Origin of the sequence: Pseudomonas maumuensis, from assembly GCF_019139675.1 — a bacterium.
In the GTDB taxonomy this organism is placed as follows: Bacteria; Pseudomonadota; Gammaproteobacteria; order Pseudomonadales; family Pseudomonadaceae; genus Aquipseudomonas; species Aquipseudomonas maumuensis.
The window spans coordinates 5,390,249-5,408,863 of sequence record NZ_CP077077.1 but is presented as its reverse complement, the minus strand read 5'-3'; the positions used below and the strand labels follow the sequence as shown (position 1 = coordinate 5,408,863).

Sequence of the window (18,615 nt, the reverse complement as noted above, 5' to 3'; positions counted from 1 at the left end):
GGGGCTGCGTTGCAGCCCTTTCGCCGGCAAGCCGGCTCCCACAGGTTGGTAGCTTGTATTGCTCAGTTCAAGCAATTGCGAATCCATCTCATCTTCTGCTAGCGTTCGCTCCTCTTGAGACCCAGAGCCAGGATGTGCCGTGTCTTCGTGGAACAAGCAGATCGCCCGGTTGTTCACCGAGCACAAGAAGGCCCTGGAGGCGTTCGTCGCACGGCGCACCGGCAATAGCCAAGTGGCCGCCGACCTGACCCAGGAGTCCTTCCTGCGCCTGGCGCGGCTGCCTGCCGACAAGCAGATCGACAACCTGCCGGCCTTCCTCTTCACGATTGCCAGCAACCTGGTGCGCGATCATCAGCGTCAGGCCATTCGCCGTGAACGCCTGGATGGCGGCGAACCCAGCGACGAACTGGCCAGCGATGCCCCCGGCGCCGACGACCAGTTGGCCGCGCAGCAGGAGCAGGCGCTGATGCAGGCGGCGATCCAGGCCCTGCCCGAGGCGACCCGGCACATCTTCCTGCTCTATCATGTCGACGGTTGCACCTACCGCGAGATCGGCGAGCGCATGAACGTCACGCCCCGCAGTGTCGAGTACCAGCTGCGCCGGGCATTGCTCGACTGCCGCGCCTTCATCCAGGCGCGGCTGGCCGGTGACGCGAGAGGGCAACGTCCATGAGCCGTCATTCCGAGAGTGCGCCCGATCCCATGAGCGACCTGCCCGACAGCGAGCGCCTGTTCGCCGAAGCCACAGCCTGGTATTACCGTCTGCACGCCGAGGACGTCACCCTGGACGAGCGCCAGGCGTTCGCCGTGTGGCGCGCGCAAGGGCCGGCGCATGCCAGGGCCTGGGAGCAAGTGCTCGACCTGTTGGGGGCTTTGCAGGGCCCGGCCAGGCGCCTGCGGGAAGACCAGCAGGCGGCTTGGCGTGCTCCCCGACGGCGGATCTGGCCCAAGCTGGCAAGCGCTGCCGCGGCGGCGGTGCTGCTGGGTGTGCTGCTCGTCCAGACGCCCTGGCTCGACCGCTGGCGCGCCGATTACGCCACCGCCACGGGTGAAACCCGCAGCCTGCAACTGGAGGACGGCTCGCGCATTCAGCTCAACACCGACAGCGCCGTGCAGGTCGAGCAGGGGGCCACCGAGCGACGTGTTCGGCTGTTGCGCGGCGAGGCTTGGTTCGAGGTGACCCGCGACCCGGCCCGGCCCTTTGTGGTGCGTGCCGGGGATGGCTGGGTGCGGGTGGTGGGCACGCGCTTCAGCGTGGCCGAGGCAGACGGGCAGACCCGTGTGCAACTGGCCCAAGGCAAAGTCGAGGTCCGTGCCGGTACCGGCCAGGGCGTATTCCTCGAGCCGGGGCAGGCGCTGGAGTACGCAGCCGGCGGGCCGGGCGCGGTGCATGGCTTCGAGCCTGGCCGCGCGTTCGCCTGGCGCGAGCGGCAACTGGTGTTCAGCCAGCAGCCGCTGGGCGAGGTGGTCACCGAACTCAACCGTTACTGGCCCGGACAGACCCTGGTGCTGGGCGACGGCCTGCGTCAGCGCAAGGTTTCCGGGGTGTTCGACATCGACAAGCCGGAGGCCGTGCTCAAGGCCTTGACCCATACCCTGGGCGTGCGTGCCGACCAGTACACACCGTACCTGCGCATCCTGCGCGAAGGTTGATTGAAAATTTTTTCGGGGATTCCCGCCGGGCCGACGTCCTTGATTTCGTAGGCGCAAATAATAAGCACTCTCAGACAGTGCCGCGCCAGTCGATCACTTTGACGCTTTCGGGGAGCCCCATTGATGAAAACCACCGCCACTCGGGCCGTGCTCGGCCTGGCCATCGCGCTTGGCAGCGCCGCGTTGATCGGGCCCGGGCAAGCCCTGGCCGCCGCGCAGGCGCAGGTCTACCGTTTCGACATCCCGGCGCAGTCGCTGGACTCGGCCCTGGCGGCCTTCAGTGCGGTTACCCGGATCCAGGTGCTGGTACCCGGTGAGTTCACCCAGGGCCTGCGCTCGCCGGGCCTGAGTGGCAGTTATCCACAGGACCAGGCACTGGCCCGTCTGCTCCAGGGCACTGGCCTGAATGCCGCCTACATCGATAACGACAGCGTCACCCTGGAGCGCCAGCGCGCCGGGAACGACGACGCGATGCAACTGGGCGCGGTGAAGATCGACAGCAGCCAGCTGGGCACCACCACCGAAGGCACCGGCTCCTACACCACTGGGTCGCTGACCCTTGGCAAGGGCGAGCAGAAGCTCAAGGACATCCCGCAGTCGGTGTCGGTAATGACCCGCCAGCGCCTGGACGACCAGAACATGAACAGCCTGCAGGACGCCATGCGGCAGGTCACCGGTACCACGATCAAGAGCTACAACACCGGCTCCAACCTCAATGACGTTTACATGCGCGGCTTCCCGGTCGACCTGGTGCAGGTCGATGGCGTCACCCAGCCCACCGGGCAAGGCGACATGGCCACGGCGTTCGACCTGGCCATGTATGACCGTGTCGAAGTGCTGCGCGGGCCATCCGGTCTGTACCAGGGCGCGGGCGAACCCGGCGGCACCATCAACCTGGTGCGCAAACGCGCCTTGGGCAAGTTTGCCCTGTCTGGTGAGCTGTCGGCGGGCACCTATGACCGTTACCACTCCACGGTTGACGTCACCGGGCCGCTGAACAGCGATGGCAGCCTGCGCGGGCGTTTCGTCACTGCCTACGAGAACAACCAGGCCTTTGTCGACTATGCCCAGAACGAGCGCCCAATGATGTACGGGCGCCTGGAGTACGACCTGTCGCCGGCCACCACCCTGACCCTGGGCGGCGCCTACCAGCGCAACAAGTCGGTGCCCGCGTTCGGTCTGCCGGCCTACGACAGCGGCAAGCTGCTCGACGTCAAGCGCTCGACCTTCGTCGACGCCAAGTGGAACGAACTGGACGAGCGGGTCTGGGAAAGCTTCTTCGAGGTCGACCATGCGCTGGACGATGGCGGCCAGTTCAAGACCTCGCTGACCTATCGCGACGCCGAGGCCCCCACGCGCAACTTTACCTGGACCGACGGCGCCGTGGACCCGGTGACCGGTGCCAGTTCCGCGGTGGCCTACAACTACTACACCCACATCAAGACCCTGGGCCTGGACAGCTTCGTCACGCGGCCGTTCGAAGCGTTCGGGCGTACCCATGAGCTCACCGTGGGCGCCGACTACCAGCATGTGGACAAGGACTTCCGCTACGGTGGCCGGGAGTGGTTCGACATCAACGTGTTCGACCCTGGCAGCATCGACATCCCCAAGATCGACTACACGATGGACAACGGCAATTCGTCCAAGTCGAACCAGTACGGGCTGTATGCGCGCACCAAGGTCAGCGCCAACGACTGGCTGGACGTGATCCTCGGCAGCCGGGTGATCTGGTTCGACAGCGATGGCCACAATGCCAACCCGTTCTTCAACGAGTTCTCCGACCCTCACACCAGCATCCGTCGCAAAGTGATCCCCTATGGCGCATTGGTCGCCAAGCTCACCCCCGAGCTGTCGGCCTATGCCAGCTACACCACGGTGTACAAGCCGCAGACGCAGATGGCCGGCGGCAACAGCACGGTGGCACCGCGCGAGGGTAAACAGTATGAGTTGGGCCTGAAGCGGGAGTTCTTCGACGGCCGCCTGAACGGCAGCGTGGCGGTGTTCCGCATCTACGACGAAAACCGCGCCCAGCAAATCGACCAGACGCCGTTCTACGAGGCCCAGGCCAAGGTGCGCAGTCAGGGTTGGGAAACCGAGCTGTCCGGCAACCTCACCGACAACTGGAGCATCAGCACCGGCTATGCCTTCACCCGCCTGGAGTCGGGGCGTCAGGCCGACTACCAGGGCATCAGCATCACGCCCAAGCACAACTTCAATGTGTGGACGCGCTATGCGTTCGCCGATGGGCCGCTGGAAGGGTTCAGTGTCGGAGGCGGCGTGCGGGTGGTCAGTTCCACCTACTACACGCGCAACAGCGTGGACTTCGTGCAGGGTGGCTACAGCGTGGCCACGGCGCAGGTGGGCTATCGCTTCAACAAGCACCTGTCGGCGACACTCACGGCCAACAATTTGTTCGACCGTGTGTATTACGAGCGTGTGGACAGTGCCTGGGGCTCGAACTTCTATGGCGAGCCGCGCAACCTGACGCTCAAGCTGCGCGCGACGTATTGAGCCTGGATCGCCGGGGGCGCAAAGCGCCCCCGATAATCTCTCAGGAGTGGCTCAGTTGCGCATGCTCATCCCCGGCCAGCACCTGCTGGTCGGTCTGCTTGAGCAACTGGCTGGTAACCACGCCCGCTGTCATCGAACCATTCACGTTCAACGCCGTGCGGCCCATGTCGATCAGCGGCTCCACCGAGATCAGCAGCGCCACCAGTTCCACTGGCAGGCCCATGGCTGGCAGCACGATCAGCGCGGCGAAGGTCGCGCCGCCGCCGACGCCGGCAACGCCTGCCGAGCTGAGGGTGACGATGGCCACCAGGGTGGCGATCCACAGCGGGTCGAAGGTATCGATGCCCACCGCCGGGGCGACCATCACCGCCAGCATCGCCGGATACAGGCCGGCGCAGCCGTTCTGGCCGATGGTGGCACCGAACGACGCGCTGAAGCTGGCGATCGACTGCGGCACGCCCAGGCGCAGGGTCTGCGCCTCGATGTTCAGCGGGATGCTGGCGGCGCTGGAGCGGCTGGTGAAGGCGAAGGTCAGCACCGGCCAGACTTTGCGGAAGAAACGCAGCGGGCTGACGCCGGTCAGCGCCAGGATCACCCCGTGGACCACGAACATCAGGCCCAGGCCGATATACGACACCACCACGAAGCTGCCCAGCTTGAGGATGTCGTCGAGGTTGGAGCTGGCCACCACTTTGGTCATCAAGGCCAGCACACCGTAGGGGGTGAGCTTCATCACCAGGCGCACCAGGCGCATGACCCAGGCCTGCAGCACGTCGATGGCCGACAGGGCGCGCTCGCCCTTGTCCTTGTCGTCCTTGATCAGCTGCAACGCGGCGAGGCCGAGGAACACGGCGAAGATCACCACGCTGATGATCGAGGTCGGCTTGGCCCGCGCCAGGTCGCCCACCGGGTTGGTCGGGATGAACGACAGCAGCAGTTGCGGGATGTTGAGGTCGGCGACCTTGCCCGCGTAGTCGCTGTGGATGGCCTGCAGGCGGGCGCTTTCCTGGGCGCCGGCCACCAGCCCCTCGGCGCTCAGGCCGAACAGGTTGGTCAGGGCGATGCCGATCAGCGCGGCGATCGCGGTGGTCAGCAGCAGGGTGCCGATGCTCAGCACGCTGATGCGGCCTAGCGCCGAGGCGTTGTGCAGGCGGGCCACGGCGCTGAGGATCGAGGCGAAGATCAGCGGCATGACGATCATCTGCAGCAAACCGACGTAGCCATTACCGACCAGGTCGAGCCAGCCGATGGTGGCCTTGAGCACGGGGTGCCCGGCGCCGTAGATCGTATGCAGCACCAGGCCGAAGCCGACGCCGAGGGCCAGGCCCAGCAGCACCTTCTTGGCCAGGCTCCAGTCGGTGCGGCGGGTTTGCGCCAGGCCCAGCAGCAGGGCCAGGAACGCCAGCAGGTTGAGTGACAGCGGCAGGTTCATTGAAGCTCCGGAAAAAGGCAAAAGAGGCATCGCCTCTGTGAGCGATTACGAACGGAAATGCTAACAGCCTGAAAACAAACGAATTTATACCTAAAAGGAATTTGCATAGTCGTTTATGGAATAACGCCTTGTCGTTTTTGGCAATGAACATGGCGTTTGCGGTTGCTTCGGGGTCGGTCGCGCGCGCCTGCCTGTCACAAAACAGGTCTAGGGTTGAGCGGCCACGTCTTTGGGAGAACCGCACATGATGTCAGCTCCGAAAATCCTTGCCGGCGGCCTTGCCCTGTTGCTCAGTGCCAGCAGTTGGGCGGCCACCGAGCTCAAGCACTGGCCGGCCGAAGCCGCGCAGAAGCTCGACGCGATGATTGCCGCCAACGCCAACAAGGGTAACTACGCGGTATTCGACATGGACAACACCAGCTACCGCTTCGACCTCGAAGAGGCACTGCTGCCGTTCATGGAGAACAAGGGCCTGCTGACCCGCGACAAGCTCGACCCCTCGCTCAAGCTGATCCCGTTCAAGGACAGCGCCGAGCACAAGGAAAGCCTGTTCAGTTACTACTACCGACTGTGCGAACTCGACGACATGGTCTGCTACCCCTGGGTGGCCCAGGTGTTCTCGGGCTTCACTCTCAAGGAACTGAAGCAGCAGGTCGACGAGCTGATGGCCTCGGGCAAGCCGATCCCCAGCACCTACTTCGAGGGCGACCAGGTCAAGAGTATCGAGGTGCAGCCGCCGAAGGTGTTCACCGGCCAGGCCGAGCTGTACAACAAGCTGATGGAGAACGGCATCGAGGTCTATGTGATCTCGGCGGCGTCCGAAGAGCTGGTACGCATGGTCGCCTCCGATCCCAAGTACGGTTACAACGTCAAACCGCAGAACGTGATCGGTGTGAGCCTGCTGCTCAAGGATCGCGCCAATGGCCAGCTGACCACGGCGCGCAAGCAGATCAGCGCCGGGCAGTACGATCCCAAGGCCAACGAAGGCCTGGAGCTGACCCCGTACCTGTGGACGCCGGCCACCTGGATGGCGGGCAAGCAGGCGGCAATCCTCACCTATATCGACGAATGGAAGAAGCCGGTCCTGGTGGGTGGCGACACTCCGACCAGCGATGGCTACATGCAGTTCCACGGCGTCGATGTGAACAAAGGCGGCATCCACCTGTGGATAAACCGCAAGGCCAAGTACATGGATCAGTTGAACGGGATGATCGCCAAGAACGCGGCGGCTCAGGCCAAGGAAGGCTTGCCGGTGACGGCGGACAAGAACTGGGTGATCGTGACGCCGGAGCAGATTCAGTGAAATACGCATAACCCGTTCCGGCCCAATCGCTGGCAAGCCAGCTCCCACAGGTGCAATGCCAAGGCCTGCGATTACATTGTGGGAGCCGGCTTGCCGGCGATGAGGCCTCCTCAGGCATAAAAAAAACCGGCGCACCAGGCGCCGGTTTTTTATGCCTTCAGAACCTCACAGCCCTTCGAGCATCGCCTTGTTGCGCACCGCACCCTTGTCGGCGCTGGTGGCCAGCAGGGCATAGGCCTTCAGCGCAGTGGTCACTTTACGTGGGCGCACTTCCGCCGGCTTCCAGCCCTTCTTGTCCTGCTCGACACGACGCGCGGCCAGCTCTTCATCGCTGACCAGCAAGTTGATCGAACGGTTGGGGATGTCGATCAGCACCTTGTCGCCATCGCGCACCAGGCCAATGGCGCCGCCTGCGGCAGCTTCCGGCGAGGCATGGCCGATCGACAGGCCAGAGGTGCCGCCGGAGAAGCGGCCATCGGTGAGCAGCGCGCATGCCTTGCCCAGGCCCTTGGACTTCAGGTACGAGGTCGGGTAGAGCATCTCTTGCATGCCCGGGCCGCCTTTCGGGCCTTCGTAACGGATGATGACGATATCGCCGGCCTTCACTTCGTCGGCGAGGATGCCGCGCACGGCGCTGTCCTGGCTCTCGAAGATCTTCGCGCTGCCTTCGAACACGTGGATCGACTCATCCACGCCGGCGGTCTTCACCACGCAACCGTCGAGGGCGATGTTGCCGTAGAGCACGGCCAGGCCGCCCTCTTGCGAGTAGGCATGCTCGAAGCTGCGGATGCAGCCGTTTTCGCGGTCGTCGTCCAGGGTTTCCCAGCGGGTCGACTGGCTGAACGCGGTTTGCGTCGGGATACCGGCCGGGCCTGCCTTGAAGAAGGTGTGCACCGTTTCGTCATCGGTCTGGGTGATGTCCCACTTGGCGATGGCTTCTTCCATGCTGGGGCTATGCACGGTCGGCAGGTCGGTGTGCAGCAGGCCGCCACGGGCCAGCGAGCCGAGAATGCTGAAGATGCCGCCGGCGCGATGCACATCTTCCATGTGGTACTTCTGGATGTTCGGCGCCACCTTGCACAGTTGCGGCACCTTGCGCGACAGGCGATCGATGTCGCGCAGGTCGAAGTCCACCTCGCCTTCCTGGGCCGCGGCCAGCAGGTGCAGGATGGTGTTGGTCGAGCCGCCCATGGCGATGTCGAGCATCATGGCGTTCTCGAACGCCTTGAAGTTTGCGATGCTGCGCGGCAGCACGGATGCATCGTTCTCGCCGTAATAGCGCTTGCACAGCTCGACGATAGTGCGGCCAGCGGTAAGGAACAGCTGCTCGCGGTCGGCGTGGGTAGCCAGGGTCGAGCCGTTGCCCGGCAGGGCCAGGCCCAGGGCCTCGGTCAGGCAGTTCATCGAGTTGGCGGTGAACATGCCGGAGCACGAACCGCAGGTCGGGCAGGCACTGCGCTCGTACTCGGCGACCTTCTCGTCGGAGGCTGTAGAGTCGGCGGCGATGACCATGGCGTCGACCAGGTCCAGGCCGTGGCTGGCCAGTTTGGTCTTGCCGGCCTCCATCGGGCCGCCGGAAACGAAGATCACCGGGATGTTCAGGCGCAGCGCGGCCATCAGCATGCCGGGGGTGATCTTGTCGCAGTTGGAGATGCAGACGATGGCGTCGGCGCAGTGGGCATTGACCATGTACTCGACAGCGTCGGCGATGATCTCGCGGCTCGGCAGCGAGTACAGCATGCCGTCATGGCCCATGGCGATGCCGTCATCGACGGCGATGGTGTTGAATTCCTTGGCCACGCCACCGGCGCGTTCGATCTCGCGGGCGACCAGCTGGCCCAGGTCCTTCAGGTGTACGTGACCTGGGACGAACTGGGTGAACGAGTTGGCGATCGCGATGATCGGTTTCTTGAAGTCTTCGTCCTTCATCCCGGTGGCGCGCCACAGGGCTCGGGCGCCGGCCATGTTGCGGCCTTGGGTGGAGGTCTTGGAACGGTAATCAGGCATGGAGCGCTCCTGGCGGCTTAATCAGGTCACTAATAGGGGAGTGAGCTTCTCTTGTCCTAAATACGCCGAAGGCCGGTTGCCACAGGCACGGATGGGGGTCGAAGGACCGCGCGGGATCGCCGCAGGCTCGACCAGAGCTCATAAACCCGCCGGGGATGACTGGCGATGAATAGCCCGATTCTACACCGCTGGCGCGGCGAGGGAATGCGGATGTGGAGGGGTGTCGGAGAGATTGCGGCAGGAAAGGGCCGCTCGGCGGCCCTTTTTAGCAGATATCAGCTGTTTGGCAGCAAGCGGCAGGTGATGCTCTTGATGTAGCGGGTCTCGGCGATGGCTGGATGCACCGGGTGGTCCGGGCCCTGGCCGCCGCGTTCGAGCAGCTGCAGGTTGCGGTCCAGGTGACGGGCGCTGGTCAGCAGGATGTTGTGCAGGTCGTCCTCGGGCAGGTGCATCGAGCACGAGGCGCTGACCAGGATGCCGTCCTTGGTGAGCATGCGCATGGCCTGTTCGTTGAGGCGGCGGTAGGCGGCCTCGCCGTTCTTCAGGTCTTTCTTGCGTTTGATGAAGGCGGGTGGGTCGGCGATGATCACGTCGAAGCGCTCTTCGGCGGCTTTCAGCTCGCGCAGGGCTTCGAACACGTCGCCTTCGATGCAGGTCAGCTTCTCGCCGATGCCGTTGAGCGCCGCATTGCGCTCGACGCCGTCGAGGGCGAAGCCCGAGGCGTCCACGCAGAACACTTCGCTGGCGCCGAACGCGCCGGCCTGCACACCCCAGCCACCGATGTAGCTGAACAGGTCGAGCACGCGCTTGCCTTTGACGTAGGGGGCCAGGCGGGCGCGGTTCATACGGTGATCGTAGAACCAGCCGGTCTTCTGGCCTTCACGCACCGGGGCTTCGAACTTGACGCCGTTCTCTTCCAGCGCGACCCAGTCCGGCACTTCGCCGTAGACGGTCTCGACATAACGCTCCAGGCCTTCGGCGTCGCGGGCGGCGGAGTCGTTCTTGAACAGGATGCCGCTGGGCTTGAGCACCTGCACCAGCGCGGCGATCACCTCGTCCTTGTGCGCTTCCATGGTGGCCGAGGCCAGCTGGACCACGAGGATGTCGAAGAAACGGTCGACCACCAGGCCCGGCAGCAGGTCGGAGTCGCCATACACCAGGCGATAGCACGGCTTGTCGAACAGGCGCTCGCGCAGCGACAGCGCCACGTTCAGCCGGTGTACCAGCAGCGACTTGTCCAGCGGCAGCTTGGCGTCGCGCGACAGCAGGCGGGCGCAGATCAGGTTGTTCGGGCTCATGGCCACCACGCCCAGCGGCTTGCCGTTGGCAGCTTCGAGGATGGCCTGCTGGCCGGCCTTCAGGCCTTGCAGCGGGGTCGCGGCAACGTCGACTTCATTGCTGTAGACCCACAGGTGGCCGGCGCGCAGGCGGCGGTCGGCATTGGCTTTGAGGCGAAGGCTGGGCAGGGACATGACGTCGCTCCGGGAAAAAAGAGCGGGAGTATACCGTGTTGGCCCCAGGTTCGCTGGTGGGTGCGACCAAGTGGTCCGCGCCCACGGCTAAAGAAATTCTTGGATCCAACGATTCACTGATAGTCACCCTGCCGGCGTACAGGGTTAGAATCCCCCGTCCCCAGCGAGAATGCACGAATGTCCCAGGAACTCACCGCCGAACAGATCCAGCAAGCCCTGCAGGGCATCACCATCCCGCCACAGCCGCAGATCATGGTCGACCTGCAGTTCGAGCAGTACATGCCCGACCCGGACCTGGAGACCATCGCCAAGCTGATCGCCCAGGACCCAGGCCTGTCCGGCGCCTTGCTCAAGCTGGTCAACTCGGCGCAGTTCGGCCTGGCGAACAAGATCGGCTCGATCCAGCGCGCGGTAAACCTGCTGGGCAGCCGTTCGATCATCAACCTGATCAACGCGCAATCGATCAGGGGCGAGATGAGCGACGAGACCATCGTCACCCTCAACCCGTTCTGGGACACCGCCCAGGACGTGGCCATGACCTGCCTGACCCTGGCCAAGCGCACTGGTATCCAGGCAGTGGACGAGGCCTACACCCTGGGCCTGTTCCACGATTGCGGCGTGCCGCTGATGCACAAGCGCTTCCCCAACTACATGGAAGTGCTGGAGGAGTCCTACGCCAAGGCCAATGACGAGGTCCGCGTGGTGGACACCGAGAACCGCGTGTTCAACACCAACCATTCGGTGGTCGGCTACTTCACCGCCAAGTCCTGGCGTCTGCCGGAACACATCAGCGCGGCTATCGCCAACCACCACAACGCCCTGGCGGTGTTCCGCGACGAATCCTCGCGCAACACCCAGACCCAGCTGAAGAACTTGCTGGCGGTACTGAAGATGTCCGAGCACATCTGCGCTTCGTACCGTGTGCTGGGCAACCAGAGCGTCGATCACGAGTGGAACCTGGTGGGCCCTCTGGTGCTGGACTACATCGGCCTGACCGAATACGACTTCGAGCAGCTCAAGCAGAACATCCGCGAAATGGGCGGGCACTGAGCCATGCCGGAACTGCCAGAGGTCGAGACCACGCGACGCGGCATCGCGCCCCATCTGGAGGGCCAGCGGGTCAGCCGCGTGGTGGTGCGTGACCGGCGCCTGCGCTGGCCGATCCCGGAAGACCTCGATGTGCGCCTGTCGGGGCAGCGCATCGTCAGTGTCGAGCGCCGTGCCAAGTACCTGCTGATCAACGCCGAGGTCGGCACCCTGATCAGCCACCTGGGCATGTCGGGCAACTTGCGCCTGGTCGAGTTGGGCTTGCCGGCGGCCAGGCACGAGCATGTGGATATCGAGCTCGAGTCGGGGCTGATGCTGCGTTACACCGACCCGCGACGCTTCGGGGCGATGCTGTGGAGTCTCGATCCACTCAACCACGAGCTGCTGATTCGCCTGGGGCCTGAGCCGCTGACCGACCTGTTCGACGGCGAGCGCCTGTTCCAGCTGTCCCGGGGGCGGTCGATGGCAGTCAAGCCGTTCATCATGGACAACGCGGTGGTGGTTGGCGTGGGCAACATCTACGCCACCGAGGCCTTGTTCGCCGCCGGGATCGACCCGCGCCGCGAAGCGGGCGGGATTTCACGGGCGCGCTATCTGAAGCTGGCGGTCGAGATCAAACGAGTATTGGCGGCGGCCATCGAGCAGGGCGGGACCACCTTGCGTGATTTCATCGGTGGCGATGGTCAGCCGGGTTACTTCCAGCAGGAGCTGTTCGTGTATGGGCGTCGTGGGCAGCCGTGCAAACTGTGCGGCACCGAACTGCGCGAAGTGAAGCTGGGCCAGCGGGCGAGCGTGTTCTGCCCCAAATGCCAGCGGTGAGTTCCGAGGCCGCGTTGCGGCCTATCGCCGGCAAGCCGGCTCCCACAAGTTGAAGGCATGCGTGGTCCCTGTGGGAGCCGGCTTGCCGGCGATAAGGTCGGTACAGGCGAGAGCGGATCAGTCGACGATCGCCGCCCGCCCTACGCCCCGTGGGTCGCTGGCCGCCTCCACGGTCCCGCCAGCCTTGTCCCAGTACAGCACCTGCTGATTCCCATACTGGCGCCCGACATCTTTCAACCGATACCCCCGCCCTTCAAGCTCGGTCTTCTGCCGCGCACTGAACGTCCCAGGCTCATGCTCCACCACATCCGGCAGGTACTGATGGTGATAACGCGGTGTCGCCGGCCACTCGGCCACCGGCTGGCCCTCAAGGAACCCCAGTACCGACAGCAGCACCATGCTCGGAATCCGGCTACCGCCCGGCGTGCCGAAAGTGGCGAACTGGCTGGGGCTTTCGATGAAGGTCGGGCTCATGCTCGACAAGGGCCGCTTGCCCGCCGCCACCGCATTGGCCTGGCTGCCGGCCAGGCCATAGCTGTTGCTGCCGCCAGGGTCGGCGGCGAAATCGTCCATCTCGTTGTTCAGCACCACGCCGGTCCCCGGCACGCTGAAGGCCGCGCCAAACGGCAGGTTGACCGACAGCGTGGCGGACACGGCGTTGCCGTCGCCATCGATCACCGCGAAATGGGTGGTGTGGTCGCCCTCACGCCAGGGGGGTGAGGGCGGCAGCGCGCTGCTGGGGGTGGCCTGGTACACATCGATACTGTCGGCCAGCCCTGTCAGGTACTGCCGCGCCAGTAGCTTGTTGATCGGGTTGTTCACATAGTCCGGGTCACCGAGCAGGCCGCGGTCGCGGTAGGCGCGGCGCAACACTTCGATCACATAGTGGCTGCGTTGCACGGGCTCGGCGCTCTGCCAGGGCAGGCGCTGCAGCATGGCCAGGCTTTGTGCCAGGGCCACGCCGCCGGCCGAGGGCGGCGGGCTGCTGATCAGTTCACGCTGGTCGGCCAGTGGATAACGCAGCGGTTCACGCCACGCCGTACGGTAGCCGGCGAGGTCGTCGAGGGTCCAGATACCGCCGGCCTGGCGCACGCCTTCGACCAGGCGGCGGGCCATCGGGCCACGGTAGAAGCCGTCGCGGCCCTGCTCGGCCATGGCTTGCAGGGTGGCGGCCAATTCGGGTTGGCGGATCACCGTGCCCAGGGCCGGTACTTCATTACCACTGAGGAACAGCCGTGCGCTTTCGGCATCGTCGCGCAGGGCACTCAGGCGCATGGTGGCGCGATCGCGATAGATGCGGTCGACGGCGAAGCCCTGGTTGGCCAGGCGGATGGCCGGGGCCAGGCTGTCCTTGAGCGGCAGCTTGCCGTGGGTGCTGGCGAGGTCGGCCAGGGCCTGGGGCAGGCCGGGGATCGCGGCGGCCAGCGGCCCGTTGACCGACAAGCCGGGTTGCACCTTGCCGTCCTTGAGGTACATGTCCGCCCGGGCCGAGGCCGGTGCGCGTTCGCGCGCATCGAGGAAGGTGTACCGTGGGGTGACGCCGCTCTCGCGCAGCAGGAAGAAGCCGCCGCCACCCAGGCCCGAGCCATAGGGCTCGACCACGGCCAGGGTGGCGCTGATGGCCACGGCGGCGTCGAAGGCGTTGCCGCCTTGTTGCAGGATCCGCTGCGCCGCCGAGGTCGCTTCGCTGTGCGGGCTGGCGATGGCCGCATGCCCAGGGCCTTGCGCCTGGGCGGCGCAGGCCAGCAGGGCCAGGCAGGCGCCGAGGGCTAAGCGCTGTAACGCGGCGGCGAACGACATCAGGCCTTGCCGGTGATCCGGCGGTACTTGGCCATCAGTTCGTCTTCGGTTTCCGGGTGGGCTTCATCCAGGGGGATGCAGTCCACCGGGCAGACCTGCTGGCATTGGGGCTCGTCGTAGTGGCCCACGCACTGGGTGCATAGGTTCGGATCGATCACGTAGATCTCTTCGCCTTGCGAGATGGCGGCGTTCGGGCACTCGGGTTCGCAGACGTCGCAATTGATGCAATCGTCGGTGATGATCAGGGACATGGGGACTCCGGCCTGGGCATCGGGCCCGGGCATGTTTCAAAGCGATGGGCGCAATTGTGCCGGATTCGCGCCCGCAGTGCACGCGGGCGCGACATCGGGGCCGCGAGGATTACTTGCGGAAGCGCTCGGTCAGCGCGTCGGCCACGGCCGGATGGACGAACTTGCTGATATCACCGCCCAACGCGGCGATTTCCCGAACCAACGTCGAGGAAATGAACGAATAGCGTTCCGACGGCGTAAGGAACAGGCTCTCGACGTCCGGCGCGAGCTGGCGGTTCATGTTGGCCAGCTGGAACTCGTATTCGAAGTCCGATACCGCGCGCAGGCCGCGCAGGAAGACGTTGGCATTCTGTTCCTTGGCGAAATGCGCCAGCAGCGAGGAGAAGCCGATGACTTCGACATTGGGCAGGTGCTTGGTGACCTCGCGTGCCAGTGCTACCCGTTGCTCCAAGGGGAACAGGGGGTTTTTCTTCGGGCTGGCCGCCACGGCGATGATCACGTGGTCGAACAGGCGCGAGGCACGCTCGACCAGGTCGCCATGACCTTTGGTAATGGGGTCGAAAGTACCCGGGTACAACACTCGGTTCATCGCGTCATCCTGGCTGGAGTGCGTTGGGGAGTCGGATGGTAGCGCAGCGATTGCGCTCGGCCAAGTCGCGTGGCTGGCTGATGGCACTATAGACAGCGTGGCTATTGGCTGTCATGTGCCGCGTGCCAGGCGGCCGACCAGCGCTTCGCTGAGCAGGGCGGTCAGGGCGTAGACCGACAGCTGCGGGTTGGCGCCGATGCTGGTGGGGAACAGCGAACCGTCGTGGATCGACAGGTTTTCCAGCTGGTGATGCCGGCCCAGGCTGTCGCACACGGCCTGACGCGGGTCCTCGCCCAGGGCGCAGCCGCCCATGACGTGGGCGCTGCCCAGGCGCATGCGCAGCAGCTCCAGGGGCAGGCCGTCGATCAGTGCCCGGGCTTGTGCCGGGACGCTGACATAGCGCGCATCGCCATGCACCGGCATCACCTGGCGGGCACCGGCGGCGAACTGGATTTGCGCCATGCTGTGCCAGGCCCGGCGCAGGCCATCGCGCAGGTAGTCGGTGACGGGGTAGTCGAGCACCGGTGAGCCATCGCCACGCAGCTCCACCTGGCCGCCGGAGCTGTCGGGGTGGAAGCCGTCGCGCAACAGCGCCAGCATCACGTGGGTGTGGGGCAGTTCGGCCATGCGCTGGGCGTTGTCCTGGCCATGGCCGCCGAGCAGGGTGCTGGCAAGGGCCGGGTGCAACGGTGGTACTTCGAGTTTGTAGCCCACCGGGCCGGTGACACCGTCCTGCCACTGGAACTGGTCGCTGTAGATCGATTGCGGCGCCCCGTAGTACGGGTCGATCTTCGCTTCGAACCGTGCTGCGCTGAAGTTGACCAGGTGCAGGAAGGTGCGCTTGCCCAGGCGCTGGTGCGGGTCAGGCGCGTCTGAGCGCAGCAGCAGTGCCGGGCTGTTGATACCGCCGCCGGCAAGTACATAGTGGCGGGCACGTACGCGAATCTGGCGGCCCGTGGGCTGAATACCCCGGGCGTCCAGGGCCTGGCATTGCAAGTGGTCGATGCGCTGGCCGTCATGACTGAACCGCTCGGCACGGGCCAGGTAGAGCAGCTCGCCGCCGTGCTCCAGGGTGGCCGGGATGCTGGTGACCAGCATCGACTGCTTGGCGTTGACCGGGCAGCCCATGCCGCAGTAGCCCAGATTCCAGCAGCCGCGCACGTTGCGCGGAATCACCGCCCAGCGGTGACCAAGCGCCTCGCAGCCGCGCCGCAACACGTCGTTGTTGGCATTGGGCGGCATCGCCCAGGGGCTGATGCCCAGATGCTGTTCCATACGCTCGAACCACGGCTTCAGGGTGTCGCTGTCCAGGCCCGCGACCCCATGCTCGCGGGCCCAGTGTTCCAGGGTCTGCGGCGGTGTGCGAAAGCTCGATGTCCAGTTGACCAGGGTGGTGCCACCTACCGCCCGGCCTTGCAGGATGGTGATGGCGCCATCCTTGCTCAGACGGCCCAGGCCCTCCTGGTAGAGCTCGGCGTAGGCTTCGTGCTCGAGCAGGTGGAAGTCGCTGCTGGTCTTCAGCGGACCTTCTTCGATCAGCAGCACCTTCAAGCCGGCGGCGCTGAGCCGTTCGGCGGTGGTGGCGCCGCCCGCGCCGCTGCCGATCACGGCGACGTCGGCTGCGAGGGTGATGTCCTGATCGAGGCGCGAGCCGTCGTGGGTGATCCAGCCTCGTTCGAGGCCTAGGCGGAATGGGTCGGGGACGGGCATCTGGCGGTGCTCTTGTCTGGTGTTCAGATCTTTGGTGGGCCGGGGTAGCCGCACGCCGCCCAGGCTTCGGGGCGTTCGTACCAGGCCATCAGCAGCAGTTGCAGCAACGAGGCGTGGCCCTGGCGCAGCAGGTTCAACGAGCTGTCGCGCCAGCGTTCGAGGAAGCGCTCAACCCCGGCGTCGGTGGCCTCTGTCCAGCTGCCCCAGACCCCGGTCAGCGGGCCTCGGGTGAGGGGCAGGGTGAGCACGTCGAACAACTGTCGGGTCAGCTTGAGCATGGCAGGCGACAGCGCCGCCAGCTTGTGGTCGAGGCTTTGCAGCACCTGTTCCGTGGAGGCTTGGGTGCCGGCCAGCACGACAGGAATCAGGGCCTGCAACAGCGGCAGGTCGTCGTCACGCAGCGCCTGGTAACCGGTCGACGGCGTCTGCTGGCTGCAGCCGACCAGGCTGGTCGCTCCCAGAAACAGGCTGGCGCCTAGGCTGAAGCGCAGCAGGTCGCGGCGCTGCATCAGCGGATAAACAGCTTGTAGACCAGCCGTTGCAAGGCCTTGCCATAGGGCGGGTAGATCACCTTGGCGGCATTGATGCGCTGCTTGGCCAGTACGGCCTTGGCCTTGCTGAAGGTCAGGAAGCCTTCGTGACCGTGGTAGTGGCCCATGCCGGAGGGGCCGACACCGCCGAACGGCAGGTCATCCTGGGCCACATGCAGCAGGGTATCGTTGAGGCAGACACCGCCGGAGTGGGTGTCGCGCAACACGCGGGCTTGCTCGCCACGGTCATAGCCGAAGTAGTAGAGCGCCAGCGGGCGAGGGCGCTGGTTGATGTAGGCCAGCGCGTCGTCCAGGCGGTCGTAGGGCACCACGGGCAGCAACGGGCCGAAAATTTCGTCCTGCATCACCTGCATGCTGTCGTTTACCTCCAGCAGCAGGTGAGGGGGCAACCGGCGCCCCTGGCGTGGCTCGTCGGGGTAAAGATCGATCACCTGGGCACCCTGTTCACGGGCATCGTCCAGCAGCCGGTTCAGGCGGCCAAGCTGGCGCTCGTTGATGATCGCGCTGTAGTCGAGATTGCCGGTCAGGCGCGGATAGAGGCGGCGCACAGCGCGCTGGTAGGCCTCGGCGAAGGCGCCCAGGCGCTCGCGGTTTACCAGGACGTAGTCGGGGGCGACGCAGGTCTGGCCGGCGTTGAGCGTCTTGCCGAAGGCGATGCGTTCGGCGGCGGTGTCCAGCGGCACGTCGGCCGAGACGATGGCCGGCGACTTGCCGCCCAGCTCCAGGGTCACCGGCGTGAGGTTCTGCGCGGCGGCCAACATCACATGGCGACCGACACTGGTGGCGCCGGTGAACAGAAGATGATCGAAGGGAAGGCGGGCAAAAGCCTGGCCGACCTCCACCTCGCCCAGCACCACGCTGACCAGATCGCTTGGGAACACGCGCTCGAGCATGTTCTTCAGGGCCTGGCCACTGGCCGGGGTCGACTCGCTGAGCTTGAGCATCACCCGGTTGCCGGCGGCCAGGGCGCCGGTCAGCGGGCCAATGGCGAGAAACAGTGGGTAGTTCCACGGCACGATGATCCCCACCACGCCCAGTGGCTGATATTGCACCCGGGCGCTGGCGGGTTGGAAGGCCAGGCCGACCTTGCGCCGCGATGGACGCATCCAGCGGCCCAGTTGTTTCTCCGCGTCGCGCAGGCCCATGACCGACGGCATCAGTTCGGCGAGCAGGGTTTCGTCACGGCTGCGGCCGCTGAAGTCGTCATCGATAGCCGTAATCAGTTGCTCCTGGTCCGCCAGCAGTGCCTCGCGCAGGCTTTTCAACCACTGTCGGCGTTGCGTGGCCGGGGGCATCGGGTTGCCGGCGAACGCACGGCGCTGGGCGTCGAACGTCGCCTGCAGGTCAAGGTCGGATTGCACAGGGGGAAGTACGGCAGGCGAGGTCATGGCGGCTCCGGGGCTGACGAGTGAATAGAGCATATACTCTAATTGGTACCATGGTGCATTCTTTTTCACTTGGCCGGCGGTG

Annotated in this window: 15 protein-coding genes; 6 read left to right on the top strand and 9 right to left on the bottom strand. The window is 65.4% G+C overall.

Annotated features, from left to right (window positions below; translation table 11 throughout):
- The first annotated feature begins 139 nt into the window (after nucleotides 1-139).
- From KSS90_RS24055 to KSS90_RS24045, 3 genes are all read left to right on the top strand, one after another.
- Nucleotides 140-673, top strand: a complete 534-nt coding sequence (locus KSS90_RS24055; protein ID WP_217867548.1) for an RNA polymerase sigma factor — start codon at nucleotides 140-142, stop codon at nucleotides 671-673.
- Entirely contained in the window at nucleotides 670-1,653 is a 984-nt protein-coding gene (locus KSS90_RS24050) for a FecR family protein (RefSeq protein ID WP_225933108.1), read from the top strand. The genes KSS90_RS24055 and KSS90_RS24050 overlap by 4 nt, the downstream gene beginning before the upstream one ends.
- A gap of 120 nt (nucleotides 1,654-1,773) precedes the next feature.
- Nucleotides 1,774-4,164, top strand: a complete 2,391-nt coding sequence (locus KSS90_RS24045; protein ID WP_437180045.1) for a TonB-dependent siderophore receptor — start codon at nucleotides 1,774-1,776, stop codon at nucleotides 4,162-4,164.
- 40 nt (nucleotides 4,165-4,204) lie between these two features.
- Here KSS90_RS24045 and KSS90_RS24040 read toward each other — a convergent pair whose 3' ends face one another.
- Nucleotides 4,205-5,596, bottom strand: coding sequence for an L-cystine transporter (locus tag KSS90_RS24040; RefSeq protein ID WP_217867546.1), 1,392 nt, complete (start codon nucleotides 5,594-5,596; stop codon nucleotides 4,205-4,207).
- A gap of 247 nt (nucleotides 5,597-5,843) precedes the next feature.
- Between KSS90_RS24040 and KSS90_RS24035 the strand changes: the two genes are divergently transcribed.
- Nucleotides 5,844-6,899 carry an HAD family hydrolase gene (locus KSS90_RS24035; RefSeq protein ID WP_217867545.1) on the top strand — a complete coding sequence of 352 codons (1,056 nt, stop codon included), beginning with the start codon at nucleotides 5,844-5,846 and terminating at the stop codon, nucleotides 6,897-6,899.
- 165 nt (nucleotides 6,900-7,064) lie between these two features.
- Here the strand turns inward: KSS90_RS24035 and ilvD are convergent, their stop codons facing one another.
- Together ilvD and KSS90_RS24025 are read right to left on the bottom strand one after the other, a co-directional pair.
- A complete protein-coding gene (gene ilvD / locus KSS90_RS24030) occupies nucleotides 7,065-8,906 on the bottom strand; it encodes a dihydroxy-acid dehydratase (RefSeq protein WP_217867544.1) in 1,842 nt (613 codons plus the stop codon).
- Nucleotides 8,907-9,181: 275 nt separating this feature from the next.
- Complete coding sequence (locus KSS90_RS24025) at nucleotides 9,182-10,378, bottom strand: class I SAM-dependent rRNA methyltransferase (protein WP_046853814.1); 1,197 nt, start codon at nucleotides 10,376-10,378, stop codon at nucleotides 9,182-9,184.
- Nucleotides 10,379-10,609: 231 nt separating this feature from the next.
- Here KSS90_RS24025 and KSS90_RS24020 point away from each other — a divergent pair, with 231 nt between their 5' ends.
- Complete coding sequence (locus tag KSS90_RS24020; RefSeq protein WP_217869849.1) at nucleotides 10,610-11,428, top strand: HDOD domain-containing protein; 819 nt, start codon at nucleotides 10,610-10,612, stop codon at nucleotides 11,426-11,428.
- 3 nt (nucleotides 11,429-11,431) lie between these two features.
- Nucleotides 11,432-12,244 (top strand): bifunctional DNA-formamidopyrimidine glycosylase/DNA-(apurinic or apyrimidinic site) lyase, encoded by an 813-nt coding sequence (gene mutM, locus KSS90_RS24015; RefSeq protein WP_217867543.1) that lies wholly within the window; start codon nucleotides 11,432-11,434, stop codon nucleotides 12,242-12,244.
- Nucleotides 12,245-12,361: 117 nt separating this feature from the next.
- Here the strand turns inward: mutM and ggt are convergent, their stop codons facing one another.
- The 6 genes from ggt to KSS90_RS23985 all read right to left on the bottom strand — a co-directional run bounded on the left by ggt (nucleotide 12,362) and on the right by KSS90_RS23985 (nucleotide 18,533).
- Nucleotides 12,362-14,044, bottom strand: a complete 1,683-nt coding sequence (ggt, locus tag KSS90_RS24010) for a gamma-glutamyltransferase (protein ID WP_217867542.1) — start codon at nucleotides 14,042-14,044, stop codon at nucleotides 12,362-12,364.
- Complete coding sequence (locus KSS90_RS24005) at nucleotides 14,044-14,295, bottom strand: YfhL family 4Fe-4S dicluster ferredoxin (protein ID WP_011531711.1); 252 nt, start codon at nucleotides 14,293-14,295, stop codon at nucleotides 14,044-14,046. Before KSS90_RS24005 ends, ggt begins: the two co-directional genes overlap by 1 nt.
- Before the next feature lie 109 nt (nucleotides 14,296-14,404).
- The gene (coaD, locus tag KSS90_RS24000; RefSeq protein ID WP_028689146.1) at nucleotides 14,405-14,884 is read right to left on the bottom strand and encodes a pantetheine-phosphate adenylyltransferase; all 480 of its coding nucleotides are present in this window, start codon (nucleotides 14,882-14,884) and stop codon (nucleotides 14,405-14,407) included.
- Between the two features lie 111 nt (nucleotides 14,885-14,995).
- Complete coding sequence (locus KSS90_RS23995) at nucleotides 14,996-16,594, bottom strand: GMC family oxidoreductase (protein ID WP_217867541.1); 1,599 nt, start codon at nucleotides 16,592-16,594, stop codon at nucleotides 14,996-14,998.
- Nucleotides 16,595-16,617: 23 nt separating this feature from the next.
- Nucleotides 16,618-17,103 carry a twin-arginine translocation pathway signal protein gene (locus KSS90_RS23990; RefSeq protein ID WP_217867540.1) on the bottom strand — a complete coding sequence of 162 codons (486 nt, stop codon included), beginning with the start codon at nucleotides 17,101-17,103 and terminating at the stop codon, nucleotides 16,618-16,620.
- The gene (locus tag KSS90_RS23985; protein WP_217867539.1) at nucleotides 17,103-18,533 is read right to left on the bottom strand and encodes a coniferyl aldehyde dehydrogenase; all 1,431 of its coding nucleotides are present in this window, start codon (nucleotides 18,531-18,533) and stop codon (nucleotides 17,103-17,105) included. The genes KSS90_RS23990 and KSS90_RS23985 overlap by 1 nt, the downstream gene beginning before the upstream one ends.
- Nucleotides 18,534-18,615: the final 82 nt, after the last annotated feature.